The 26,167-nt window shown below is 35.4% G+C and carries 20 protein-coding genes and 1 tRNA gene; 5 read left to right on the forward strand and 16 right to left on the reverse strand.

The genetic code is table 11. From position 1 onward, the window contains the following. Positions 1–66 precede the first annotated feature (66 nt). The 4 genes from IPI31_11600 to IPI31_11615 all read right to left on the reverse strand — a co-directional run bounded on the left by IPI31_11600 (position 67) and on the right by IPI31_11615 (position 4,168). Positions 67–1,680 carry a hypothetical protein gene (locus IPI31_11600; GenBank protein ID MBK7568457.1) on the reverse strand — a complete coding sequence of 538 codons (1,614 nt, stop codon included), beginning with the start codon at positions 1,678–1,680 and terminating at the stop codon, positions 67–69. A 122-nt stretch (positions 1,681–1,802) separates the two neighbouring features. Next, positions 1,803–2,273, reverse strand: coding sequence for a hypothetical protein (locus IPI31_11605; GenBank protein MBK7568458.1), 471 nt, complete (start codon positions 2,271–2,273; stop codon positions 1,803–1,805). A gap of 11 nt (positions 2,274–2,284) precedes the next feature. Continuing rightward, complete coding sequence (locus IPI31_11610; protein MBK7568459.1) at positions 2,285–2,860, reverse strand: RNA polymerase sigma factor; 576 nt, start codon at positions 2,858–2,860, stop codon at positions 2,285–2,287. 504 nt (positions 2,861–3,364) lie between these two features. Continuing rightward, positions 3,365–4,168, reverse strand: coding sequence for an alpha/beta hydrolase (locus tag IPI31_11615; protein MBK7568460.1), 804 nt, complete (start codon positions 4,166–4,168; stop codon positions 3,365–3,367). Between the two features lie 131 nt (positions 4,169–4,299). Here IPI31_11615 and IPI31_11620 point away from each other — a divergent pair, with 131 nt between their 5' ends. The 3 genes from IPI31_11620 to IPI31_11630 all read left to right on the forward strand — a co-directional run bounded on the left by IPI31_11620 (position 4,300) and on the right by IPI31_11630 (position 7,003). Next, positions 4,300–5,748: a hypothetical protein gene (locus IPI31_11620; GenBank protein MBK7568461.1), complete on the forward strand. Its 1,449-nt coding sequence runs from the start codon at positions 4,300–4,302 to the stop codon at positions 5,746–5,748. A 101-nt stretch (positions 5,749–5,849) separates the two neighbouring features. Next, positions 5,850–6,473 carry a DUF4389 domain-containing protein gene (locus tag IPI31_11625; protein MBK7568462.1) on the forward strand — a complete coding sequence of 208 codons (624 nt, stop codon included), beginning with the start codon at positions 5,850–5,852 and terminating at the stop codon, positions 6,471–6,473. 71 nt (positions 6,474–6,544) lie between these two features. After that, on the forward strand, positions 6,545–7,003 hold the full coding sequence (locus IPI31_11630) for a RecX family transcriptional regulator (protein MBK7568463.1): 459 nt from the start codon (positions 6,545–6,547) through the stop codon (positions 7,001–7,003). A gap of 707 nt (positions 7,004–7,710) precedes the next feature. Here the strand turns inward: IPI31_11630 and IPI31_11635 are convergent. From IPI31_11635 to IPI31_11670, 8 genes are all read right to left on the reverse strand, one after another. Beyond that, on the reverse strand, positions 7,711–9,252 hold the full coding sequence (locus tag IPI31_11635) for a T9SS type A sorting domain-containing protein (protein ID MBK7568464.1): 1,542 nt from the start codon (positions 9,250–9,252) through the stop codon (positions 7,711–7,713). 140 nt (positions 9,253–9,392) lie between these two features. Beyond that, on the reverse strand, positions 9,393–9,953 hold the full coding sequence (locus IPI31_11640; GenBank protein MBK7568465.1) for a zinc-ribbon domain-containing protein: 561 nt from the start codon (positions 9,951–9,953) through the stop codon (positions 9,393–9,395). Between the two features lie 19 nt (positions 9,954–9,972). Continuing rightward, the gene (locus IPI31_11645) at positions 9,973–10,332 is read right to left on the reverse strand and encodes a protein-tyrosine-phosphatase (protein ID MBK7568466.1); all 360 of its coding nucleotides are present in this window, start codon (positions 10,330–10,332) and stop codon (positions 9,973–9,975) included. Positions 10,333–10,336: 4 nt separating this feature from the next. Then, positions 10,337–11,707 carry a T9SS type A sorting domain-containing protein gene (locus IPI31_11650; protein MBK7568467.1) on the reverse strand — a complete coding sequence of 457 codons (1,371 nt, stop codon included), beginning with the start codon at positions 11,705–11,707 and terminating at the stop codon, positions 10,337–10,339. Between the two features lie 101 nt (positions 11,708–11,808). Beyond that, positions 11,809–13,677 carry a T9SS type A sorting domain-containing protein gene (locus tag IPI31_11655; protein MBK7568468.1) on the reverse strand — a complete coding sequence of 623 codons (1,869 nt, stop codon included), beginning with the start codon at positions 13,675–13,677 and terminating at the stop codon, positions 11,809–11,811. A gap of 10 nt (positions 13,678–13,687) precedes the next feature. Further along, positions 13,688–16,555, reverse strand: a complete 2,868-nt coding sequence (locus tag IPI31_11660; protein ID MBK7568469.1) for an outer membrane beta-barrel protein — start codon at positions 16,553–16,555, stop codon at positions 13,688–13,690. A 142-nt stretch (positions 16,556–16,697) separates the two neighbouring features. Further along, positions 16,698–19,070, reverse strand: coding sequence for a fibronectin type III domain-containing protein (locus tag IPI31_11665; protein ID MBK7568470.1), 2,373 nt, complete (start codon positions 19,068–19,070; stop codon positions 16,698–16,700). A gap of 375 nt (positions 19,071–19,445) precedes the next feature. Beyond that, positions 19,446–19,847, reverse strand: a complete 402-nt coding sequence (locus IPI31_11670) for a hypothetical protein (protein ID MBK7568471.1) — start codon at positions 19,845–19,847, stop codon at positions 19,446–19,448. A 115-nt stretch (positions 19,848–19,962) separates the two neighbouring features. Between IPI31_11670 and IPI31_11675 the strand changes: the two genes are divergently transcribed. Then, positions 19,963–20,931 (forward strand): GSCFA domain-containing protein, encoded by a 969-nt coding sequence (locus tag IPI31_11675; GenBank protein MBK7568472.1) that lies wholly within the window; start codon positions 19,963–19,965, stop codon positions 20,929–20,931. 476 nt (positions 20,932–21,407) lie between these two features. Here the strand turns inward: IPI31_11675 and rmuC are convergent, their stop codons facing one another. Further along, the gene (gene rmuC / locus IPI31_11680) at positions 21,408–22,883 is read right to left on the reverse strand and encodes a DNA recombination protein RmuC (protein MBK7568473.1); all 1,476 of its coding nucleotides are present in this window, start codon (positions 22,881–22,883) and stop codon (positions 21,408–21,410) included. Positions 22,884–23,073: 190 nt separating this feature from the next. Between rmuC and IPI31_11685 the strand changes: the two genes are divergently transcribed. Beyond that, the gene (locus IPI31_11685) at positions 23,074–23,715 is read left to right on the forward strand and encodes a DUF1345 domain-containing protein (protein MBK7568474.1); all 642 of its coding nucleotides are present in this window, start codon (positions 23,074–23,076) and stop codon (positions 23,713–23,715) included. Positions 23,716–23,930: 215 nt separating this feature from the next. On the opposite strand, the gene IPI31_11690 is transcribed toward IPI31_11685, so the two are convergent. The 3 genes from IPI31_11690 to IPI31_11700 all read right to left on the reverse strand — a co-directional run bounded on the left by IPI31_11690 (position 23,931) and on the right by IPI31_11700 (position 26,058). Continuing rightward, entirely contained in the window at positions 23,931–24,710 is a 780-nt protein-coding gene (locus IPI31_11690; protein ID MBK7568475.1) for a DUF4382 domain-containing protein, read from the reverse strand. Positions 24,711–25,027: 317 nt separating this feature from the next. Continuing rightward, a tRNA-Met gene (locus IPI31_11695) sits at positions 25,028–25,101 on the reverse strand. Positions 25,102–25,203: 102 nt separating this feature from the next. Then, entirely contained in the window at positions 25,204–26,058 is an 855-nt protein-coding gene (locus IPI31_11700) for an MBL fold metallo-hydrolase (protein ID MBK7568476.1), read from the reverse strand. Positions 26,059–26,167: the final 109 nt, after the last annotated feature.

Genomic DNA, 26,167 nt, shown 5'->3' on the forward strand with positions numbered 1-26,167 from the left:
AGATTCACTAAATATGATGAATCTGCGGTGAAAGTTTTACAATTCTTTAAAGTTTTTCTAATAATATCACTCAAATGTCACCTTCCCCACCACATACTTCTTCCCCTTCTCTGCATAAATGATCAATTCATTTTCATTCACCTGTTCTGAAACGATTGGACGCATAATAACACCTTCTTCTTTATTGCTGAAAAGGGCACTTTTTTCCCAATCACCATTTCCTTTAATACTTACAAGCGTAGCGTATGAATTTTTACCATCGTAAGCATATATCTTTTCGGGATTCTTTTCATCCAGATTTTTTTCGTTGTCATTAAAGATTAAATAGATCATATCATCTTTCACATGCGATGCATAAGATAAATAGAAACCTGAACTGGAAGCTTGTCTCTTGGGAATTTTTGTAGCCCATGCAACTGTATTATCGGGATTGATATTAATCACAATGATATCGTTGTAGTGATAAGTTGTTGTAGTGGTTGTACTTCCGTTGGAGTTTGTATAAGTGCTATGTGTGATATAATATTTTTCTCCAAGTAAAATAGCGCCACCATCTTCCCTTAAAATGATCTCATCCAGATCGAAATTAGATAATTCAGCACCTTTTTCTGCTTTATTATCAGAGACAAATAATTTTAAGAATTCCTTATCAAAATCAGTAACCCCTTTTGATAAAACAGATTTCGTTTCGGGATCTATGGTCATAAAAAATGTTCCTTTAATAGACGCTGTTCCTTTGTCGGAATAAAAACCAGTACATACTATTTTATTATCATTTGTTAAAGTAAAACTGCAATCTGTGATGAATTTTTCATCCAAAGAAATTTTATATTCTGCTTTATCTTTTCCGTTATTTCTGAATGCTGTGAGAATATATTGGTAATTGGGAAGACCACGAACTTTAGATTTTGCTTTTTCATTATACAATATTCCCATAAAATAAAAATTACCGGCATTGTCAAGATCTACACCTGTTATGCTATATAATTTTTCCTCATATGGTAAAGTAAAATCCATTTCCCATTTTTTCTCCATTTTATCGCCATAAACTGCTATACTTCCTTTCGTTTCTTCTTTATTCGAGCTGAATTGAATAGGAATTCCAGCCAATACCATCGATTTTTTAATATATCCTGGTAAGCCATAAAAGGCAAGCGTTTGTTCATCATTTGAAAGTACATAATTAGCTAATGCAATACTGCCATTATCCGTTTCCTGTATTGATTTTAATAAAACGGGATTCCCCTTTGTATTTAGCGTTTTAGGATCTACTTCGTGATAATAAACATTTGTTTTTTTAGTTTTTTTAATTATTGTGCTGCCAAATAAATAGATCTTATCGTGAAAATAAAAGGGATTGCTATAATGCATGTCCTCTCCATCCATTTCAAATTCATAATCTCGTATGGTCATGAATTTTAATGCCTTACTGTATTTCTCCATGGAAATATTTAAAGAGTAAAAACCTTTTCGGGTATATCTTCCAAATACAAATCCACCATCATCATAACCAACAACATCAAATACAGTTGAGTTTTTTGGTTCTTCATAAAGTTCACTGAGTTCTACATTCACTTTGTGTTGTGCAGAAACAGTAAATGTTATCAAGGTGAATAGAAAAGTAATTGCAAAATAATGTAAACCCCGCTTATGCAGGTGTAGTGGTTTTAGAATTTTCATTTGAATGGCTGTTTTATTTAGAGGCTAAAGATATTAAAAACCGCGTAATAATGTAAATAAAAAAATCCCGCTTGTTTAAAAGCAGGATTTTTAATCAATGATTTTACTAATAAATGCTTTACCTAAACACTCTCCTCAGTTAATTTAGCATCAGTACCTTTTGTATCTTTTTCATTCAACCTCCATCCACACCTATCGTAATAGTAGCTTTTAAACTTTTCTTTTTCTTCCGGAGTCATATGCTCCATTTTTTGTTCCATACGATGTTTCCAGTAGCTGCGGTCATACATTCCATGACCTTTCCAGGCGTGTTTGCTTTTCCAGTTATGCCGACCCATTCCGCCGAATCCCGTGAGTAATTTTCCTAATGCGAGCAAACCAATAGCCTGCCAGAAAGTGACGGTAACTCCGTTAAAAACTGCCGGTATAAGCCAGTTCCACAAATACATAGTTGCGAAACCCATTATAGTGATCATAAAAGCACCTGCAATTAACCAACCGATGCCGTATTTAATTTTTTTTGTGAATTTGTGTTTGAATTCTGCTTTGAATTCATCCTTAAATTCGTTTTTGTATCTGTTATTAGATTCCATAAAAATATTTTTTATTCTAGTTCTTTATTAAAAAAATCGTCGTATAAACCTTGTAGTTTTTCGCGTAAATGCAAAACTGCATAACGTTTTCGCGATAAAAGCGTGTTAACGGAAACACCTGTTTCTTCCGAAATCTCGTTGAAGCTTTTACTTTCCAATTCATGTAAAATAAAAACCTCGCGTTGTTCGGCAGGTAATTCGCTTAAGGCCTCATACATGGTTTCCCATACCATCTGGCGTTCAAATACCTGATCGGGATTATCAGAATCGGAGGCAGAAATAGTGGATAATCCTGAAAAATATCCATCCTCCTCATCATCACCATAAGCCGCTGAAGTGTCTATTGATTCTGTTTTGCGTTTGCGATACCAGTCTATGATCTTGTTTCTGGTAACCCTATAGAGCCACGAAGCCATGTTCTCTATATTTTCTACCATACCGCGGTTTGAAGCTAACTGGTAAAAGACATCCTGAAGAATGTCGCGGGCATCTTCCTCATTTGCCACACGGGTCTTGATAAACTGCAATAGCTTTTTGCGTTCATTTTTAACCGCTTGTTCAATAATGGCATTTTGTTGCTGAGTCATTAAGTTGCCCAAATGTAAACTATCGTCCATACAGTTTGTATTGACGATTTCAGGTGTAAAGATATTTTAAAAGAAGAGAGAATTGTGGTGAGAGTCCGCAGTTAACAGTCAACAGTGGGCAGTTGGCAGTTTGACGGGAAGGAGGTTTTCGTAAGCCCATAACTTACAACTCAGAAAATATTGGGTCAATGGTGAGTAGTGAGTGTTGAGTTTGATCCGAGAGGGGATCGGACTCACCAAATGAGTAATGAGTAATGAGTGATGAGTTTGATCCGCGAACTAACTCAGAACCCAGAACTCCGAACTTAATGGGTGGGTGGTGAATGGTGAGGGGTGAGGAAACCCATCAAAAACCGAGAACTAACTCAGAACTCAGAACTCAGAACACAGAACACAGAACTCAGAACACAGAACTCAGAACACAGAACACAAAACAAAAGACCTCCAAGTTTCATCCTGATCGCAATCCCGGCTGTTCAATTCTCAATTCTCAACTCTCAATTCTCAATTCTTTTGGAGCCATGCTGTAACCGCTTCCCAATAATACTCATTCGCCGGATCGCTGCTCCAGAGCGCTTTTGAGCCGTGGGTGCCTTTGGTGTCGGGGTAGAATTGTGTTAATACATTTTCGGGAAGGTGTTTAAATGCTTTTTCAAGAGCACCGGCTTCTTTTTCGGTGGAGGTGATAAAAATTGGTTTGGTATTGTAGTTTTTGAAGTAATCTGCAGCGGAAGTTCCATCATCAAATTTAGCGATCGGACTGAATCCTATCACAGCCTTCACATGTTCATTATCCATGGCAACCTTTAAACATAAAGATGCCGAATAACTGCTTCCCCAAAGGATCACGGGTTGACCCCAGGTTTCATATGCGAGATTTACACCTGCTTCAATATCGGGTAGCGAGGAGGGATAACTTGTAGCCTTATTTGCAGCAAGTGCATTGGCATTTGTTTTATTGTCGTGTGCGTCAATTGCTCCGCCACTTCTTTGGTCCAATGCAAGGCAATTGTAACCCATGGCATTCAATTTCGGTGCTATTTCTGCATATTCATAATTGTTCATTTTAGCCTGATGGCAAAGAACGATAACAGGTGAGGTGCTGTCGATGGAATACATCACAGCTCTCATTGTTAACCCATCGGCGGAGGGAAATTCAATAGTATCCTGACGCATGCCGCTTACAGTAATGGGTTGTTGTTCAGGAATATCCGTTATAGTATCCTGTTCCGATTTATCTTTTTTCCCTTTACAGGCCATTAATAATGAACCTGTAAGTATTAATACAAGCAGTGAATAACCTTTCATAAGATTTTTTTTGCGAAGATAAGGCACTTCGTAATTGTTAGAGAAATGTAAATTTTAAAAGCTATGTAAATATTTGGCTACCTTTGAAGCATAAACAAATCGTTTTTTGCGTTATCCCGCTAACTAAGATTATGCATTTCAGAAAGATCCGGGTTCACCTCCTTTTAACCATTTCCGCAATCCTCATTTTATCGACACAAAGTTGTCGCAGAGATATATTTGTAACAGATGCAAACGCTAAACTGCAATTCAGTGAGGATACAGTGCATTTCGACACCGTTTTTACAACGGTTGGTTCCATCACCATCCCCCTTAAAATTTTTAATACCTATAACGATCCCATTTCCATATCCACTATCGAACTTTCCGGTGGTGAAGCTTCTCAATTTAGAATGAATGTGGATGGAGAATCAGGTGTTGTTTTTCACGATATTGAAATTCCCGGAAACGATAGTTTATATGTATTTATAGAGGTAACTGTTGATCCGAATGCAGACGCACTTCCATATATTATCGAAGATTCAATACTTTTCGAAACAAATGAAAATTGGCAGAATGTGAAACTGATCGCACTTGGCCAAAATGCACATTTTCATTTTGGGGAAATTATTTGCGATACAACCTGGACAGATGATCTGCCGCATGTAATTATCGGGTCTGTGTTAGTGGATAGTTTATGCACTCTCACTATAACAGAAGGAACGAATATACACATGCATGGAGGAAGTTATTTTTATGTGTTAGGAACATTAAATGTGATCGGAACAAAAGATAGTATAGTTTCTTTTCAGGGAGATAGATTGGAAGATTTTTATAAGGATGTGCCGGGTCAATGGGAAGGAATTTATTATTTGCGCGGAAGTTTTACCAACACCATGATCTATGCCGAAATAAAAAACGCAAACGACGGAATTGCTCTTGGATACAGCACTACACCCGATCTGGAATATTATAAAGATTATTTACCGGAACTCACTATTTCCAATTCTATGATACACGATTGTCAGAATAACGGATTATTATCTCTCAACAGTAAAATAAAAGCGACCAATGTTTTGATATATAATATCGGACTTAGTAATTGTGCTTTATTTATGGGTGGAGATTATGATTTCAGACATTGCACATTCGCGAATTATAGTTCAACATATCTCGCACATCAAACTCCAATTTTAGGAATATTTGATTATTTTGCGTTCAATCAGGATAATATTATTCAGGATGTTTTAACTAAAGCAAATTTTACAAACTGTATTGTTGAAGGGTCGATTGCAGAGGGCAATGAAATTGTTATTGATACTCTTAATGAAGGTGATCCCTTAAATTTTAATTTCGAATATTGTATTCTGCGCACCGATATCAATCAGGATCTCCTAAACGATGCAAATTGCATCTTTAATGAAAATGCTTCTTTTGCAAATATTGGAGAAAGAAATTATTGTCCGGGTGAATTTTCACCTGCACTCAATGCCGGAACATTTATTCTGGCTGACCCTGTTATTGATGATATCAGAGGTGAAGTGAGACCATTTGCCGGTACTTTACCCGACATTGGGGCATATGAAACTACTGCTGAGTAGTTACCTTACATCAAATCTTTATTAAATTGTTGACATCTCTTTGGTTGTTTAGACATAGGTTTTCTATATTTGAATACATTTTTTAACCTAAAACCACAACTATGTTTAAATTCAACATTACCCACCAGGAGTCGTACTCCCGCGGTGAATTATTACTCCGATCCTTTTTTGGATGGTTGTATATTCTGATACCGCATATGATATTGCTTTTATTTTACGGAATCTGGGTAGCCATTGCACAATTTGTTGCATGGTGGATCATATTGTTTACCGGTAAAACACCTGAATTTTATTACACAGCCATGTTGGCATATACACGCTGGGGCTTAAGGCTCGGAGCACGTCTTGTGAACTTAAGTGATGGTTATCCTTCTTTTGGGCCTAATGGTACCGACGACAAAACAGAGGTACATTTTGATCATAATAATATTGGCCGCGGACAGCTATTATTGAGATCCTTTTTTGGATGGTTGTACGTTGGAATTCCTCATGGTTTTTGTTTGATGGTGAGAATGATCGGAGTTTATGTATTGGTTTTTCTCGCATGGTGGGTAGTTCTGTTTACAGGCAAATACCCTGCAGGCTGGCATAAGTTTAATGTAGGTACTTTTAGATGGGCTACAAGAGTGAATCTATATTTGTCATTTTTTCTTGATGTTTATCCTCCATTTAACGGCAAACCCGATGAAATGGAAGCAGAAGAAAAACCATTGGATCAAGTTTAATATTTGTTTAAATATTTTATATTTGTTAGAAACCGGCAGATTTGTTTTGCCGGTTTCTATTTTTTTTGGAGATGATAAACGATGTGATATATAATAAATTGCGACATTATTGTGCATATCAGGAGCGATGTCATGAAGAGGTGCGCACAAAATTATTATCGCTGAAAATTTACGGTTCTGATCTGGAAGAAATAATTAATAAATTAATTGAAGATGATTTTTTAAATGAGGAACGTTTTGCAAAAGCATATGCCGGTGGAAAATTCCGAATTAAAAAATGGGGCAGGGGAAAGATCATAAATGAATTAAAAAAACGCAAAGTTTCTGCCTATTGCATTAAAAAAGGAATGGAAGAAATAGGGGAGGAGGATTATTTAAATACCTTGAATAAACTTCTTTCCACCACCATAAAAAAATACAAAACAAACAACGATTACGAAACAAAAAATAAAGTTGCACGATATCTAATTTCGAGAGGGTTTGAATCGGAGTTGGTTTGGGGGATGATAAATAATAAATTTAGTGATTGATTGAAATGTAGAAACAGCCGGAACCCGCCAGTTGGCGGACAGGCGCGGATGACGCTGATTGGGCGGAAAAAAAAGGATAAAAAAAGTTGATATAGAAGTATAAACAATAATAATATTACCCTAGTTAAATTAATTCGACACGTTTAAGTCCTGAAAGGACGACACATCTTGTAACCACGGACTTCAGTCCGTGCGAATTAAAAAAGGGAACACGGATGACGCTGATTGGGCGAAAAAAAAAGGATAAAAAAAGTTGTTATAGAAGTATAAACAATAATAATATTACCCTAGTTAAATTAATTCGACACATTTAAGTCCTGAAAGGACGACACATCTTGTAACCACGGACTTCAGTCCGTGCGAATTAAAAAAGGGAACACGGATGACGCTGATTGGGCGAAAAAAAAAGGATAAAAAAAGTTGTTATAGAAGTATAAACAATAATAATATTACCCTAGTTAAATTAATTCGACACGTTTAAGTCCTGAAAGGACGACACATCTTGTAACCACGGACTTCAGTCCGTGCGAGGAAAACTGTAAGCACATACTTTAGGGCATAGATGAATAACCCCCGGCTTTAGCCGGTGGGAAAAGACGTAATAATGATCGGGCTTTAGCCCAAACGTCAATCATCAATGATAAGATATTGTAAAAATCGAATGAGAAAACAAAACCCATTCTACAAAAATTACATCAGTAAAATTTTCAATGCATAATAAATTTAGTAACGTAACTCTGATCCTCTGATACTACTTTTAAAAAATAATACCCTTGTTCTAAGTTTAAATCGCCAACAGTAAAATAATTTGATTCGGAATTATTACTGATCAATGTATTCTGATAAATAATTTGCCCTGTCGTATTAATTATTTCATATTCGAATTCTTCGGACTTATTGTTTGTAAAAACAAAGTGTAGCTCATCAGTGTTTGTAGGATTCGGAAAAATAGTTAATTTGTGATCAGTATCAGATAAATGTTCACCTGAATTCTTAAACAACGCCGGAGCCGGCGCCCACCAATTTCTGCTGATCACAATAAGGGATAATAATTTAATGGTATTACCATAATAACCATCGCGATTTAGGGAAACGGTTTTCATATAATTCCATAAACTATTTAGCCAAACCTGATTAGTATTATCAATCATAGCACTTACTGCAAATGGAGCTTGAAAGGAGAGGTCGTTGTAATTACTTCCGGGTAAAACAGTTCCGAGATCCAGGTCATATCCACTTTTAATATTTGCGGGAATGGAACCTGTTTTTGTTTTTATCCAGGCATTAATTGGCACTAATGCATTATAGGCACGTGCATCGCCATAAATTAAATAATCTGTTGCTGTGCGCCATGGGAAACGGCATGCATTGTAATTATAATCTCCATCATAATCTGATTCTAAAAAATTTGGTGGGGCAGGATCGGGTGACGTATTGGTATGGCGGATAAAATCAGGCATTAATCCTGTAGCAGGAGAAAAATTTGTTCTGATGGAACTATTGATAGTATAACATCTGTCAATGGTGAGGTTCCAGTTATTATCACCAGTAGCCTCATAAAAACTTCTAAAATGGTCAGGCATAAAATCGCTGGACCGTGTGGAATACGACATGGGTGAAGTGCTTCCGCTCACCCAATCGCCTAATTTAATTGTTTGATTATTGTGATTTATTTCTGAAGTATAAATAGCATCAATTAATGTATTTGCTTCTGACAAATAATTAATAACTCCGGCGCTTCCCCATTGTGCATGCGCCAGCAATAATGCATAAGCAATATCCAGATCGCCATCTGTTGCTGCATCCGCTCCGGGAACATCTTCACATCCTTCTATTTGCTGCCATGCCATTAAAGTGGGGTTAATTATACTTGGATGCGCTTTATAATAATTATACAAACCGTCGAAATACAGTTTTGCATTCAGATCATACCCGGCCATTATTGCGGTGATCATCATTCCATAACCTTGTGCCTCGCTTACGCATATTGCATTGGATGGATCTGCACCTCCCTCGTAATTATAAAATACATAATATTGTTCAGGTTCGCAGCCATTTACCAAATAACGTGTTTTCCATTTATTATAGAATTGTTTAACAACTTTATCTAATCCTGCTTGTGAAGCAACTGTGGGTTTGATGCTGCCTGCTGTGTAAGTTGTATGTTGTGGAAAGGGATATGCGGGGGATTGTGAATGTAATATTTGTATAAAAATTAAAGCTGTAAATATCAATACTATTTTCTTCATAAAATTATTTATAAAATTAATTAATAATTAAGTTGCAGATCTTCCAACATCATTTTAAGAAAAACGGAATCCTCCTCAGGTTTCAAAATTCTGTTATATCCCGACGATTCTTTATATTCTCTTTTTACAGAATTTATTTCTCATTGATTAAGAAGTTGATTTAATTCTGCCTGATCATAATATAATTCAAATGAAATAAAATGGTCTTTTTTATCCAAGGTTGAAACAGGGCGGCTATATTCGTAAGTATTTGGATATAAGAAAATAGAATCGGAATTCATTCTTGCAACTCGTAAATAATAATACATAGAACTATTTTCTTCAGAACGCATGCAATAAATATCCCCAACCTGTGGTGAAGCAACAAACGCGGATTTTTGTTTCGAAACATTTTGAGTATTAATAGTAATCCAGATGATCAAACATGCCACAAGCAATAATCCTGAAAACAAATAGATTGGAGTATTGGTGGTAGCCTGGTAATTATCCAACCTGTCACTGGAATTATTGCCATGTCCGCACTTAGTGCATGTTACAATGGTATCTTTTGAACCTAACGGAAAGAAGGGGATCCAAAAAATATGAAAATATTCTCTATACACTTCAAACTTCAAATCATGAGCACTACAGGTGGTGCATCGCCCTGTATTGTCGTAATGTGTTTTGATCTTAGCCTTTTTTCTTCCGTAAATTAATAACATGATGGAGATAAATTGTGGTTTAATTCCCAAATATAGAAATACTTGCCAAAATATTCTCAATTCTACTCTTCAATATCTCTATCAACTCCGGATCCAAATATTCGTACTCATCCTCAATATTAATATTTTCGATACGAGGAACGTTGGAAGTTCTGAATTGATCTTGTATCCGATTTTTCTGACTGTTATCCATTACAATTATCAGATCGGCCCATTCCACGAGTTTGGAATTTATTACCACTTCACTTTGTGCACTTAATCCGGCACTTTTAATATTGAGTCTGCTGTCGTTTTTATATAAATACTCCGCCGTTCTGCTTCGCCTTTTATTGCGACCGCAAACAACAAGTATATGGGGTTTAGTTTTGAATTCCGGCATTGTTTTAATGAGCAATTACAATTTTATTTTTTAATATAACTCCAGATTCGGTTATTATCTCTATAAAATATAAACCGGATTTCAGATCCCTAACATTAATTTTATTATAAGGATGAATTATCGAAATCGTTTTACTTCCGTGTAGATCGAATATGGAAAGAGAATAAATATTCTGATCCGATACATTTATAAATATTTCCTCAGAAGTTGGATTTGGGAAAACTTTGAGAACCATTTCTGCACCACCCGAAGTTATATTAATAGGTGGGAAATTATTTTTTACATACCAGGGATCTGCATCGAAGCGGTCGTTCGGATTTGTTGTGTTTGTATTCTGGTAAGCTACCACAAAACTCATATCCCCATTTGGTGCGAAGGAGGGCTCACCTAATGCAAGTGCATTCCCTTTTGAAATTACCATTTCTTCCTCTACCCAACTATCCCAATTGCCCGGTATTGCCTGTCGCGAACGATATATATCAAAATTGCGACCATAATATAAATAGGTATTTAATCCGTCAAAATATAATTGAGGAGTTTCCAAATGTCCTGCATCATTATTAAGAGAAGAAATAAGTGTAGGTTCATCCCATGTTAGCCCATCATCATAACTAAATACGTACATAAAATCCCGCAAAGCACCATCGGTATATTTTTCATAAATTAGTAAGAGTGTATCCGAATTATTTATTCTTTTTAATATGGGATTATCAGCAGAAAATTCATCCGAAGCTGGATTAATTGGTTCCGGAAGTCGAATGGCTGATGCTATATTTTCAGGATTTATACTTGTATTATTGATCATCCAGATATCATTATTACCTGTAAATAAAAAATGTTCAGCAACATTCGGATCTACGGACGATTGTAAAGGAAACGGTCCTCCTTCTATAAAAGCGGGTCTTTGCATTCCGGATAATTCCCAGGATTCGAAATTTTCGTCCAAACTATTTCTATGCGCATATAAAATATCAATATTTAATGCGGTATCACAACCAAAAATATTTGTTGTCATATCCATTCCATGATCATCTGCATAGGTTCGTAAAAATGCACCGGTACCAAATATATCGCAGGGTGGGAGAGCAATATTTAAATTGATATAATCGACCCAGGATAACAAATCGGCGGGGGCATATAATGCATAAAGATTTAGGCCATCAGACGAGATTTGCAATCCATCCTCCCATCCATAATCTGCCAAAGGCATTCGAAATGGAGTTTCGTACTGATCTGTAAAGGATCCAACAACAATAGGGTGCGTGTTGGTTTTCACAGAGTCCCAGATTTCGGATGGTATTGTCAATTGCGCTTGAATAGGGCTGCGCATTATTAGCAATACAATTACCAATATAAAAAGGTGTTTGAGCTTCATTATTACCCGATTTGTATTTATTACAAAGTACTAAGGTAACAAATAGGGACAAAAAAAGCCGGCAGATTGCGCTGCCGGCTTCGTTAAACAAAATTTAAATACTATTTTGTTATGAGTATTTTTTGTATGGATTGTTCAACTCCATTTGATACGGATATTAAATATAATCCAGATGATAATGAATTTGTATTAATTATGATATTATTATCACCCTTAACTATTGATTTATTTATTAAAGGTAGAATTACTTTTCCAGTTATATCAAGAACTGAAATTACTGCATCAAAACTTTCTGTTGCAATAACATTTGCATTAATAATATCAGTTGCAGGGTTAGGATAAATACTTATTGCATTAATACCTGTAAGGTCAGAAATTGCAACAGAAAAATTAAGTTGCTGCTCCGAAACATTTACATCGGCACAAGTTCCTACTGCAGTTAATGCTACATTAAATATTCCAAGATCGGTATAGGTATACGTGGGGTTTGCATCAGTGCTGAAATCAAGATCAGATAATGGATCACCAAAATCCCATGTATAAGAAACTGCATTGGAGGAAGTATTTGCAAAGTTTACTGTAAGTCCTACATTGTCAAAAGTAAATGATGCAATAGCCGGTGCTATGGTTCCGGGAACTTCACCATAATTTGTATTTTGCGGATCCCAGTTTGCCCAACATGATGTCCAATTCAATGTTCCGAATGCACCGCGATAAGCAACATTATTAAATCCGGCTAATTCGGGAGCAGCAAATGAAGCTCCTGTTAATAAAGGAGATCCAGCCATAGGAACACAATTTGGCGAGGTAACATTATATGCATCAGTTAGCATAAGGTCGCTGCTCAGATCATAAATTGTATTATTATAAGCAGGAGTATTAAACCATGCTGCAATGTCGAATGTACTTCCCACAGCTAATTCAAAATCATTATTATGACCTGCAATTATTGTGTTCTGAATTTTGAGTGTATTTGCTAAAGCGCTTGCTTCACATAATGCACCATCTATCATTATTCCACTTGGATAACCAACTATAACAGAATTAAAGATATCTGTAGATGTATTTCTGCGTAAATGTGCTCCGCGTTTATAATTAACATTAATGATATCACCTTCATTTTGAATTGCACCAATAACAGTGATATTACTGAAGGTAGGATTTGTTTGTGGTGAATTTGCGCTTCCTGTTGCATCATTATCACTTTCAAATCCATTTGAACCTGATACATCCGCAAAATTCGGGTCACGTTTCACTAAACCGAATTGAACTTTTCCGGAAAATCCGAAATCCGTATCAAAATCATCGTCATAAGTATTGTGTGCAATTAAATAATTGGCATTAACTGTTCCGCCAAAAAATTCAAAGGCATCATCACCTGAGCGGCTCACCATAACATGATCTAATAAAGTTCCGTTACCAACACCTCCGCAAGTAAGGCCGTTGATCTCATTTCCCGGAACGAATGCAATACCAGGATATTCAATTCGCACATATACCAGTGCTCCGGAATTATCAGATGCATTTGCACCACCATAAGAAGCATCGCCTTCCGGTGTATCAACTCCGCCTTCAATAACAGCAACACCTCCCGGAACGTTAATTGGTGCATCTCCTAAAATAATTAATCCACCCCAATCACCATAATTTCTGGTTCCTTCGGATTGATTACTTGTAAATACGATCGGTTGATCCACAGTTCCATTTGCATAAATTTTTGAACCACGTGTAATAATTAAAGTACCTTTTGTATCCTTATCGCCACGTATAATGGTGCCTGGTTCTATATTTAAAGTTGCACCATCTTCCACGTATACGAATCCGTTTAAAATATAAACGGTATCATTCACGAGATTGCGTGTTACACCTGAAATTTCACCTGATAAGGTGTGTGTTGGTAATTGTGCGTTTGTTAATGCTGTAATAAACAGCAAGGAGAAAATTGTTAATGTTAATTGCAGTTTTTTCATAATACTAGTTTTAAAATTTGTAATTAATAGATAATGATACTTTAGCACCACCGTCGATGCTTCGTATTGTGTTGTCAAGTGTTTCATCATATTTTCCATTCTCATCGAGATCCTGATAAAAAATTGCATTTTTATTTAAAAGATCGCTCACATTAATTTTAACGGAACCTTTTTCTTTTAAGAATGGAATGGATACTTGTGCGTCAAAAAGGGGTCTTGGGTTTTCATAAATATTGTCGTATTGTGCATTGCCATATTCAGAAATTCTACGACCGATCTGATTAAATAAGGTAGTAATTGATAAACCTGTTTGGGGATTGATGTAGGTGATTCCGAAATTCATTACGTAATCAGACTGACCTTGTAATTGTCTTTCAGCAGTTCCGGCCAAAGCAGTATCTGCTATATGTAATAAAGTATTCGAACGAATAAGGGATAGATTTGTGCTGAAAGTAAATTGTTCTAAAACTTTTGCACTGCGATTAATAAAAGCTAAATTTTTTCGCAACTCAAATTCAGCGCCATATACTGTTGCAACGGAATCATTTACCGGTTTTAATTCACGTGCAGTTCCAAAAAAGAATCGTTGTCCTATCGGATTAATAAATCTTTTATAAAATACACCTGCTGAAATAATTTGTCCTGCCCCAAAAAAATGTTCAACCTTGATATCACCGTTATAAATATCAGTTGCTAATAAAGATGGATTTCCAATTATACTTGAATTTGTTTCAATATCATAAAATCCGAAAGGTGCAAGTTCTCTTAATTCGGGACGTGCTACGGTTTTGTAACCGGATAAACGTAAATTAGACTTTTCATTTAAGGCATAGGTAATATTAATGGATGGTAAAAGATCAAATCTCAAACCAACACTATCCGTTTCTGCTGAATTTACTTCAATTGGTTCCGGATTTGGATTTGCTGTATATTCAAAAGAACTTAATGTCTGCACAAAAAATTCTGTTCTTACACCCCAAACAATACGCAGGTCTTTTCCAACTTTATTATCGAACATCGCATAGACCGATTTATTTGTTTGTTGAGCAGTGTAGCTATCGGAAGCGTTTGTAGTTTCATCTATATAATATAGGCTGTCGGAAAAATTTTCTGATGCAAATTGTTCAGCCGGTGTCATCGCAACAATTGCAAAATAATTTGGATTAAAGAATATTTCATTGGAAGTTGCAACACCCATGGTGCGGGCATCAAATACACGGTCTTTCAACATATATCCTCCTCCAAAACCAAAGTTTTGTTTTGTTTCTCCGATTAGGAATGGATAGGTAAAATCTATGTTAGCCGAATAGGTTTGTTCATCCATGTAAGAATAAAATATTCCCATATTATCGGGAGATGCAAATGGAGAAGGAGAGGTTTGAAAAGAAGTATCTCCCTCAAATGCAGGTGTGATATTTTTCAGATAATTTACCGTTCTGTAATTAGGCTGATCGCGAACTAAGGTATTTACACCTAAACCCCATTTTGCTTTTAATTTTGAACCCGGTAAATAATGATCACCGCCCAATATTGTGGAGAATAATTGGTTAGAACTAAAATAATAATATTCATTTTGTACATATGCGGCTTTAGAATAATTAATTCCACTGCGCATTGTTGTAATATCTGTAGAGTTTACAGAATAAGAATTTTTTAATGTGAATTTATTGTTGTCGTTAGCTTTAAAGGAAAGATTTAATAATCCACCCCATAAAATATTGTTTTTATATTGATTATCTTCATATTCATACAACGGGGTTATTTCATTATCAAAATCTTTACGTTCAGAAATATTGGTTACATAAGAATTGTTATAAGTTAGGGCACCTATCAACCCAAATTCACCGGCTCCTTTAAATTTTTGAATAATTCCGCCGGATAATTGATAACTCTGATCAACCGGAGCTGAAGGATTACTATATGCTCCCCAAGGCGAAAAATCTTTTCCAAGATTTGCTTTTTCCTCTAACGGTATATCAATAAATTCATCACGGGTGGAGGGGAAAGCAGAGGGAAGTTGTCGTATTCCATCATCAATACCAAGCCAGTCAGTTTTTCCTCCTGTATAAGTATAATATTCTTTAAAAGTACTAACTGTATTATATCCTGCACCAGCAGAAACCGAAAAAAAGTTTTGATCAGGAATATCTCTGGTATTCATGGAAATTATTCCTCCTGCAAAATCTCCGGGTAAATTTGGTTGTGCCGATTTATATACAATTAAATTATCCAACATCGCCGAAGGAAAAAGATCAAATGCAAATGTTTTTCTGTCGGGTTCAGTACTTGGCAATAGATTTCCATTTACAAGTGCGAGATTATATCTATCACTTAAACCACGAATCACAACAAATTTTTGATCAACAATGGATGTTGCGCTCATCATTTTTAATGCATCGCCGGTTGTTTTGCCGGGTGAACGAGAAATCACATCTCTTGACAATACTTCCGAAGGCCCCATATTGTTTTTCTGTATGGTTAAAACCGATTGAATAGTTTCTTGTCCGGGTCTACCTTTTATTATTAGTTGCAATGAATCTCCTAAAGCACTTCTGAACTCAGTATTTAATACTATATCTACTACAGTTACTTCATTATTTTCAACAGTAACACCTTCTACTAATTTTGTCTCATAGGAAACGTAGGTAATCTTTAAAGTATAAGTACCAGGATTTAAACCCGAAATATTATATCTTCCATCAATATCTGTCCCCGTAATAAACCCTGCAGCATTTTCAACATTAACTGTAGCTCCAATTAACGTTTCAGAATTATCAGCATCAATAATAACTCCCGCAATAGTGCCCGACTGCGCATAAATAATGCTTGAAATACCTGAAATTAAAAGGAAAAATACTATTTTGAGATTTCTAAACATGTTGTTTAATATTTACATGCAAAGAACTCGCTTTAATGTTACCTAATCTTTATTGTAACATTAGTTAAACATAAATCGAATGTAAACAAAAAAGCCTCCCGAACGAATTCGGGAGGCTTACAATCATACTGCAATTAACATTTTATTTACTTATTACTAACTCTTTGGTAACATTAACATTTTCACCGTTAACATTTACTAAATATATTCCTGATTCTAAGTTGCTTACAGAAAGGTCGATTGTAGTAAATCCATCAACCAAAATATTATTATTTTCATACACAACTTGTCCAACCATATTTACGATAGATACATTAACTGTTCCATTTGCTTCAATTGTCAATTCTACATTTTCAGAAGCAGGGTTAGGGTTGATCTGAATTAAATTCTCGTCAACAATAACATTGTTTTCTAAACGCAAAGGTAGTGTGGTGAAAGAAATAAATGCTGTTGGAGTAGATGCTCCACCACCACAATTGGTTATTATGCGCACTTGATATACTGATGAAGCGAGCAAGCCTGTAATTGTTTTTGTGTTAGTAAAAGCAGTTGGAAGCGAAGTCCAAGGTTTAACCGGAAATTTGCGATATTGAACTGTATAATTATTTGTTCCACAAACGTCAGACCAATTTATAATTGCTGAACTTGAAGTTATTCCTGTTGCAACAATACCTGTAACTTGGCTACAAAGAGCAGTTGTGGCAGTTTTTTTAGCCCATGCACTTTTTTCTGCAGTTGCACATTTCGATCTTATTTGAAAATCATAACTTGTGTTTGCTAATAAACCTGTAAAGGTAAAGTTTGTAACAGCACCAACATTCACTGGAGATGAATAAGTTCCACCAGTAATTGCATAACGTACTTCATAAGTAGTAGCACCCGGCGCAGCATTCCAACTTATTTTAGCACTGCAATGCTTAATTTCAGTTGCTACTAATGCAGTTGGTTTTTGAACAGTAACATCATTAACTGTGTATGTTGCAGATGCGGAACATCCATTACTTGTAACAGTAATTGTATAACTTCCTGCTGCTAAACCTGAACGGTCTTGCGTGGTTGGACCATCGCTCCAGGCATAAGTATAAATTCCAACTCCACCTGAAGGTGTTACATCAATTGAACCTGTATTTGGACAAGTCATGCTGCTAACTGTACCTGCAATTGTCGGATTATTATTAATTCCGGGAGTTGAATATGGTGTTGATTGAGGATCAAAATTAACCCATGATTCATCCGTCCAGTTGTTGGTAGTTGAAAATGCACCAGCATAACTTGTGGCAGTGAAAAAAGGATCACTTAATAAACCTGCAAAATATGTTCCGATAGTTGTAGGAGCCGAGCCTGCAGTTGGACGTGGGTCAGGGTTTGATAAATTAAATGCATTAACCAAACCTACTCCTGAATTTAAAAGAATAGTTTGATTACCGTTTGAAGAACCATATGTGTCAATATTAAAACCTGCATCGCAAGTGGTGCATAAATAATCGTCACCATTGCCGGAAAGAATATTGTTTTTGAATTGTAAATTATCTGCAGCAGCATTTAATGAAGTGTTTGTTCCTTCAATTTTAAATCCAGCTTCAGGATAACCCATGATAATAGAATTATAAATAGATGTCATTGTATTTCTTCTTTGATGAGCACCTCTTTTATAGTTTACGTTTATTACATCTCCTGTATTTACTTTAGGACCTGCAATGGTGATATTTGAAAATAATCCTCTTGAGATGGGTGTATTTCCTGAACCAGTTGCATCATTATCAGATTCAAATCCATTTGAACCTGAAACATCTCCAACATTTGGATCACGTAAAACATAACCGAATTGTACTTTTCCGGAATAACCAAAGTCAGTATCAAAATCATCGTCAAATCCACGGTATGCAATTAAATATTTAGCATTTACAGATCCACCAAACCATTCAAATGAATCATCACCTGAATAAGAAATTTGAATGTGATCAATAGTAGTTCCTGAACCAACTCCACCCATGGTTAAACCATTAATTTCATTACCCGGTACAAAAGGAATACCTGCAAATTCGATACGCACATATTTAAAAGTACCACTGTTGTCGGATGCGTTTGCTCCGCCATAAGCGCCATCTCCTTCAGGTGTGTCAACTCCTCCTTCAATAATTGCACTTCCACCAGGTACATTGATCGGAGCTTCTCCTAAAATAATAACTCCACCCCAATCACCATAGGTTCTTGAACCCGCAGGTTCATTAGAAGTAAATACAATTGGCTCGCAAGAAGTACCTACTGCATTAATGTTTCCGGTTTTTGTGATAATTAAAGTTCCTTTAGTTGCCTTGTCTCCTTTAATAATAGTGCCTTCTTCAATAGTTAAGGTTGCACCATCTTCAACATAAACAAAACCATTTAATTGATAAATATTGTTGTTGGTCCACGTTGTGTTGGTCGTTATCTCGCCTGATACGAAAGTAACCTGAGCTTGCATCGCGGTGAATCCTGTCGCGACTGTCAGTAAACCTAGTAATAATTTTTTCATTGTTTATTGCTTTTTAGTTAGAAATTAATGAGGGCAAAAGTAGAAGTGCAGTATTAATACCATTGTGATATTAAATTATAATAATCTGATTTAACTGTAAACTAAAATGTTGAAAATCAGGCGAGTGATAATAAATTGTAAAGTTAATGTGCCATTAAAAATGAAAGGTTGTATAACTGCTTACACAACCTTTCTACTAAACATATAATAATATGTAGATCAAAAATAGGATTTCATTTATAAGGAAAGATAATTTCGATAATAAATTACATTAAAATAACATTTAATGCATATTAAATAAATATACTGATAAATATGTACGAGAATATTACGAGGTGAATAAATTAAATGTAATAAATGATTGAGAAGATAAATTTAAACCATTTGGAGTTCACCAACCATTTGTATACATTCTTTTTTGATTTCTTCTCTTACAATTCGAAAATCAGCCAATATCTTATCATAATCATTTGATTGCAATGGATCCGGGAACCTGAATTCTTTTATAATGGGAGAGCCTTCTATAGATTCATTTGGTGTGGAATTAATAAAGATCACCAGATCAGGAATAAATACACTTTTGGTTTTCTTATCCGTTTCATATTCAATTCCATCTTCTGATAAAACCTGTTCTGCCAATGGATGAATCACCCTTGTTTTACCTGATATTGATACATTGAACCTATTTTCGCTGTAAAATCTCAGATATCCACTCATGATCTCTGCCAATCCCGATGTGGAATCGCTTTTGATCAATATATGGAGAGTCCCTGTCATGTTTGTGTATATTAATTTAACAACAAATTAATAGAACTGTTGATTTATGCATGTAAAAATAAAATTATAATACTAAATTGCAAACTCTATTTTAAATAACCATTTCGCGAGAGTAATGTTCAGAACCCAGTTTCCCATATTCCCTAACCCTGTAACCATTAGCCAGGAATCATCTGTGTTTTTGATCGGATCATGTTTTTCTGAACACATTTCTCAAAATCTGGCAAATTATAAATTTGATGTTTTGTCAAACCCTTTCGGTATTCTTTTTAATCCTGTTTCACTTGCCAATCAATTACGACGTCAAATGAAGGGAAATTGGGTGCAACCGGTAGAAATATTTGAAAATGTCAGTTTATTCAGATCCTTCGATTTTCACAGCAGTTGTACTCATCCCGATAAAGAGGAAGCAATAAGACGAATGAATGAGGCGATTCGCAGCGGCAAAATTTTTTTGGAAAAATGCACCCATCTTATAATTACCTTCGGAACTTCCCTGGTTTATTCATTAAAAAGTTCTGGTAGGGTAGTAGCAAATAATCATAAAATGCCTTCTGCTTTGTTTGAAAAAAGACAATTATCGTCTGACGAAATTGTTGCAGATTGGTCAGATCTTATCACGGAATTAAAAATAAAATATCCGCGATTGCAAATTATTTTTACCTTAAGTCCGGTTCGGCATTTAAAGGATGGAGCGGTTGAAAATGCTTTAAGTAAGGCAGTTTTATTACAATCCATTCATCAACTCAAAAATAAATTCCCGGATATATATTATTTCCCGGCTTATGAAATAATGATGGATGATCTGCGCGATTATCGTTTTTATACGAAAGACATGTTACATCCAAATGAAGTGGCAATTGATTATATCTGGAACATTTTTAAAAAAGTTTGTATAAATGAAAACTGTTATGATCTTATAGAACAATTAGATCAAATTCACACAGCAATGTTCCACAAACCATTTTTTCCGGAACTAAAGGAGCACAAGGAATTTAAATTAAACATGTTCGATAAAATCGAAAAATTGCAAAAGGAATTTCCGAAGCTGAATTTAAGTGTGGAACGAAATTTTTTTACGTGAATCGTAATCAAATTTCAACTCAGAACGTAGAACCTGAATGAAGTCGCAGTCACAGTCACAGTATTCAGTTTTGACATGAGCAAAATTTTACTCCGAATAAAACAATTTCAAACGGTTGAACGATACGTCGATAATTAATCTTGAACACAGAACTCAGAACCCAGAATAGAACTCATCCCTAAACTTTCAGCTCCGAATCCACAGCGTTCGCTACGCGTAACACTGTGGGGACACTTTATGGGGTGGTGAACTTAGAACCTAGAACCTGCCAGACGCTGACACAGTCGCAGGCAGGCTCAGAACTAAAACATGTAGTGATCGACGAAGGAGATCTACTACATGTCAGAACCCAGAACAATAATATCGAATAAAGAACAAGGAATAAAGAACAACAAACAAACCACACACGAGTGATTTTCCTCCGTCTTGAACCCAGAACGCAGAACCCAGAACCCAGAACTCAGAACGAAGAACAATCAATCATCCTCAATCATCGCATCATTAATTATCGTCCCAGGCAAAACCTTTTTCCCTTGCACACCAAGTTTTCTTAATTTCTCTGCCTGACCAATAAGATTTCCGCTGCCGTCTTTTAATTGTTTCATGGCATCTTCATAACTTTTTTGTGATCTTCCGATATGGTCGCCAATATCTACTAGATTTTCCACAAAGCCGACAAATTTATCATACATGGCGGCACCTCTTTCTGCAATAGCAACAGCATTTTTATTTTGTTCTTCTTTTTTCCAGATCTCGGAGATAAGTTTTATTGCTGCAATTAAATTAGTCGGGGAGATGAGTATCACTCTTTTTTTATATGCATAATTCCACAGGTCAGCATCTTTTTGAATTGCTAATAAATAGGCAGGTTCAATAGGAACGAACATCATGACAAAATCCAAACCTTTTACAAACTGTGAATAATTCCTTTTATTTAATTCATCCACATGATTGTATATTGCAGCGATATGATTTTGCAAAGCTACCTTCTGTTCCATATCTTCTTCTGAAGAATTATATCTTTCATAAGCACTTAAAGAAACTTTACTATCTATTATAACCTTTCGTTTATCGGGATATTGTAATATAAAATCCGGTTGCATTTTTTTTCCATCATCGTTCATGATGGTATTGCCTGCTTCGTCTTTAATAAATTCTTGTCTGAAATACTCCCTGCCTTCTGTTAATCCGCTTTCTTGTAAAATATTTTCTAAGATCATTTCTCCCCAGTCACCTTGTGTTTTTCGCTGACCTTTAAGTGCTTTGGTAAGATTATTGGCTTCTTCACTTATTTTCTGATTTAATACGACCAGATCTTTTATTTTTTCCTCCAAAGAGAACCGTTGTTTATTTTCTTTTTCATAGGTTTCTTCCACTTTCCTTTTAAAATCCTTGATATCATTATTAAGTGGCTCTAATATTAATTTGATATTTTTCTGATTTTCTTCAGTAAATCTTTTGCTTTTATCTTCTAAGATCTCATTCGCCAGGTTTTTAAACTGCGAAGTATATTTTTCACCTATTTCTTCAATCTCTTTTTTTATGGTATTGTTTTTTTCTTTTAATACTTCATTCTCCGATCTTATTTTGAGAATATAATCTTTTAATTCATTAGTTTGTGAAAGATTATTTTCCTGTATTGTTTTTAATTCCGTGTGATCCTTTTCGAGTTTTTCTAAAGATGTTTGTGATGATGCTAATAAAAGATTATTTTTTTCTTTTTCCTCTACAGCGCGTTTTAAATCCAGTTCTGTATTTGTAACCAGCTGCTGTAAATCGTTGAGTTTTTCCTGCAAAAAAGTAAGTTTACTTTCGGCCTGAGTGAGTTGGTTGCGTTTATCCTCCAGGTCAGTTCTTCCGACCATGTTTTTTTCTGCAACCAATTTTCTTATAAACCAGGCCAGTATTGCACCTATTGCTAAACCCGCCAATATATAAACCAAGGGATCCATGTTGTTAATTTGGGCATGAAGGTAATTAAAAAGTAGCGTTTTGCAGACCCGGTCATACAAAAAAGGTTTTTGATTAAAAGTTCGTATCTAAAGTTTGCCACTTTCTCGAATTATTCTCTACCTTGCATTTAAACTTTCAATCAATATGGAACAACAAAAGGATACGGGGTTGTTATACTTTATAAATAATATGCTTCCTATACATCGCTTGATAGTGAGTTTGGTAATTGCCATAATTACTTTTTTTTTATTTGCAAAAGGCACTGATCAATTAATGCGTTTTATGTTTTGCTGGATCGTCTTTTCAGCTGCATATCTAATTATAAGTTGGATCATTTTAATTAATAGAAAAGTAAAGGATATCCGTGTTCATGCAAACCTTGATGACGGCAGTAAATCATTTGTATTTATTATGATTCTGTTATCCTCGTTTAGTGGAATGTTGATGGTTTTATTATTAATGATCTCCTCTGCATCGGAAGCCCAGGATAAATGGATCTTTTTAATTATAGCCATATCAGGAATGTTATTATCCTGGATCATGGTGCATACTATTTTTACCTTTCACTATGCACATTTATATTACGACGATATTAATAAGGATAATAAAAAAGTTGCGGAAGGATTAAATTTTCCCGAAACAAAAGAACCTGATTATATTGATTTTGCTTATTTTTCTTTTGTTATTGGGTGTACTTTTCAGGTTTCAGATGTTGTTATTACATCTCCAAAAATGAGGAGAATTGTTTTGTTGCATGGTTTACTTGCATTTGGGCTGAATACTTTTGTTGTAGCACTTACCATAAATTTAGTTGCCGGATTAGGAAAATAAAAGTATTTGGTAATTTGGTAAGTGGATAATTTGGTAAATGTATAACCCGAAAAATTAAACCCATTTCTCGGAGCGAGATCGCCATTTGCTAATTTGCTAATCTTGTTTACCTTCCATGAAAAGAAAAACCCATCCCCTAGAAATATTTTCAATTGGAGGATGGGTTCATTTGATAATTTGCTAATCAACTGTTTTCAGTACAGTACATATTTAAATTATAATGGAATATTAATAACCCCTATATTGGTAACATTACCTGTCTGCACATTTACATCAGATACAGTAATTTCGGTATATCCAGCAACCGGTGAAAATGTTACATCATAATTTCCCGCCGGTACTCCACTAATTAAAAATGATCCATCATCCGCGATCAATGTTCCAATAGTATCCGTTGGAGTAGTAGCCATTACATAAAATGCCGCATCAAAAGGATTTATAGTTCCGGATATTGCACCGGTTTCCGCCTGAGTATAAACGTGGATTACCGGTTTGAGTGAATAATCTCCGTTACCTTTTTCTACTATCGATTGTTCTGCATCAAAATCCATCCATAATTCATAGGCAATTCCTGCTTCGAAAGTATAATGCACATTTAATTTTAAACCTGATGTTTCAGCAGATGGAGTTGCTAAGTCATGTATTACACCGTCAACAACAACACTATTATTATCCCCTAAAATCAACCTTATTTGAGAAATGGTTTGTGGGGCAATATCTTCATCAATGATGAGTGTATCAATTCCTGAATTAAATTTTAAAAGATCATAAATACCGGGATTAATAACATTTAAGGTCCTCCAACCATCCGCATCCGAATGTATTTCCACTGATTGAACATCAATATAAACCGCATCATATTCGGCAGGAGCATCCGTAAGATATATTTTTAATTGTGAAGTATCTCCATTGTTATTTCCGCCATCTTCCTTACATGATATTAATAGTGTTAAAACCAAGGCAAATATGCCCGAGGAAATGATAAACTTTCTCATACTGCAAATTTTATCAATAATGGTTCAAATAGTGTTCCATTACTCCAAAGTCTTGCTCACCAGCTATTATCTCCCAAAGAAAAATTGAAGATCACCGGGATTTGGGGAAAATTCGCACAGTTGTACATACACATTTTTTAATTTGTTAAGTGCTTAATTTGATAATTGTACAACCCCGAAAATTAAACACATAGCTCGAAGCGAGATCCCCATTTGCTAATTTGCTAATTAGCTAATTTGCTAATCATTTTCATTTTTGTTTGATCAAACTGTAATTAAAAAACCCAACTATCATTATCGATAATTGGGTTTATTCGTAGCGTGAGGGAGACTCGAACTCTCGACCTCAGCATTATGAGTGCTGCGCTCTAACCGGCTGAGCTACCACGCCATTGTTTTAAGTGAAAAAAACCAAAATTTCAATCACTTCGGGCGGCAAAGATAATAATTTGTGAATTTAAATGAAAGAATGGGGATAATACTTTAGCATATTTTAAAAAAGAGCAGTTACCGGAATCTCCGATAAGCTGTAAAATTCCTTTGGTCGAATGCCTTTATCTGTCATTTGCAGGGTGCAACATTCGTTAACGGCATCATGCTCAAAGAACAGGATATATTTTTTGTCATTAGCCTCCTTTAAAAAGCTCTCCTTTTCTTTAATCGAAACCAGTGGGCGAATATCGTAGCCCATAACGTAAGGGATAGGAATATGTGCATAGGATGGCAAAAGATCGGCGCAATACACAATGGTTTTATCCCTGAATTTAATTACCGGTAACATCATCGCTTCCGTATGTCCGTAGGTCCAGATGGTAGAAAAACCCGGAAATAATTCTTCGTGTTCCTCAATAAAATGAAGCACACCATGTTGTTGCAACGGTAAAATATTTTCCTTTAAAAAAGACGCTTTTTCACGTGAATTAGGATTTGTAGCCCAATTCCATTGTTTTTCATTGCTCCAATAGCGCGCATTTGGATATGCCGGAACCAGTTTGCCTCTATCATCTTTTTTAACAGCGCCACCACAGTGATCAAAATGTAAATGGGTTAAAAAAACATCCGTAATATCTTCGGGTAAAATGCCATTTTCTTTTAAATTACTATTTAGGGTAAAATCACCATGAGGTTCGTAATGACTGAAAAATTTTTCATCCTGTTTAGTTCCCATACCGCAATCGATCAACACAACTTTTCCGGAAGCAACTACTACCAGATTGCGCATTGCCCAGGTGCATAAATTGTTTTCATCAGCAGGAATTAACTTATTCCAGATCTTTTTTGGCACCACGCCAAACATGGCACCACCATCTAATTTAAACATTCCAGAGTTTACCGATATGAGTTGCATAGGGCTAAAGTAATTAATTATTTGCTAATGCGTAATTTTCCAGCAGTTTCCTGATCAAATAAAACATTACATATCCGGGCAATCCCCGAAATCCATATTAATCCGTGAT

This window comes from Bacteroidota bacterium, from assembly GCA_016706865.1.
In the GTDB taxonomy this organism is placed as follows: Bacteria; Bacteroidota; Bacteroidia; order Chitinophagales; family BACL12; genus UBA7236.

Excerpts from the sequence above, each read along its gene's own strand:
- IPI31_11600 (MBK7568457.1), bottom strand. The coding sequence starts at position 1,680 with ATGAAAATTCTAAAACCACTACACCTGCATAAGCGGGGTTTACATTAT.
- IPI31_11605 (MBK7568458.1), bottom strand. The coding sequence starts at position 2,273 with ATGGAATCTAATAACAGATACAAAAACGAATTTAAGGATGAATTCAAA.
- IPI31_11610 (MBK7568459.1), bottom strand. The coding sequence starts at position 2,860 with ATGACTCAGCAACAAAATGCCATTATTGAACAAGCGGTTAAAAATGAA.
- IPI31_11615 (MBK7568460.1), bottom strand. The coding sequence starts at position 4,168 with ATGAAAGGTTATTCACTGCTTGTATTAATACTTACAGGTTCATTATTA.
- IPI31_11620 (MBK7568461.1), top strand. The coding sequence starts at position 4,300 with ATGCATTTCAGAAAGATCCGGGTTCACCTCCTTTTAACCATTTCCGCA.
- IPI31_11625 (MBK7568462.1), top strand. The coding sequence starts at position 5,850 with ATGTTTAAATTCAACATTACCCACCAGGAGTCGTACTCCCGCGGTGAA.
- IPI31_11630 (MBK7568463.1), top strand. The coding sequence starts at position 6,545 with ATGATAAACGATGTGATATATAATAAATTGCGACATTATTGTGCATAT.
- IPI31_11635 (MBK7568464.1), bottom strand. The coding sequence starts at position 9,252 with ATGAAGAAAATAGTATTGATATTTACAGCTTTAATTTTTATACAAATA.
- IPI31_11640 (MBK7568465.1), bottom strand. The coding sequence starts at position 9,953 with ATGTTATTAATTTACGGAAGAAAAAAGGCTAAGATCAAAACACATTAC.
- IPI31_11645 (MBK7568466.1), bottom strand. The coding sequence starts at position 10,332 with ATGCCGGAATTCAAAACTAAACCCCATATACTTGTTGTTTGCGGTCGC.
- IPI31_11650 (MBK7568467.1), bottom strand. The coding sequence starts at position 11,707 with ATGAAGCTCAAACACCTTTTTATATTGGTAATTGTATTGCTAATAATG.
- IPI31_11655 (MBK7568468.1), bottom strand. The coding sequence starts at position 13,677 with ATGAAAAAACTGCAATTAACATTAACAATTTTCTCCTTGCTGTTTATT.
- IPI31_11660 (MBK7568469.1), bottom strand. The coding sequence starts at position 16,555 with ATGTTTAGAAATCTCAAAATAGTATTTTTCCTTTTAATTTCAGGTATT.
- IPI31_11665 (MBK7568470.1), bottom strand. The coding sequence starts at position 19,070 with ATGAAAAAATTATTACTAGGTTTACTGACAGTCGCGACAGGATTCACC.
- IPI31_11670 (MBK7568471.1), bottom strand. The coding sequence starts at position 19,847 with ATGACAGGGACTCTCCATATATTGATCAAAAGCGATTCCACATCGGGA.
- IPI31_11675 (MBK7568472.1), top strand. The coding sequence starts at position 19,963 with ATGTTCAGAACCCAGTTTCCCATATTCCCTAACCCTGTAACCATTAGC.
- rmuC (MBK7568473.1), bottom strand. The coding sequence starts at position 22,883 with ATGGATCCCTTGGTTTATATATTGGCGGGTTTAGCAATAGGTGCAATA.
- IPI31_11685 (MBK7568474.1), top strand. The coding sequence starts at position 23,074 with ATGCTTCCTATACATCGCTTGATAGTGAGTTTGGTAATTGCCATAATT.
- IPI31_11690 (MBK7568475.1), bottom strand. The coding sequence starts at position 24,710 with ATGAGAAAGTTTATCATTTCCTCGGGCATATTTGCCTTGGTTTTAACA.
- IPI31_11700 (MBK7568476.1), bottom strand. The coding sequence starts at position 26,058 with ATGCAACTCATATCGGTAAACTCTGGAATGTTTAAATTAGATGGTGGT.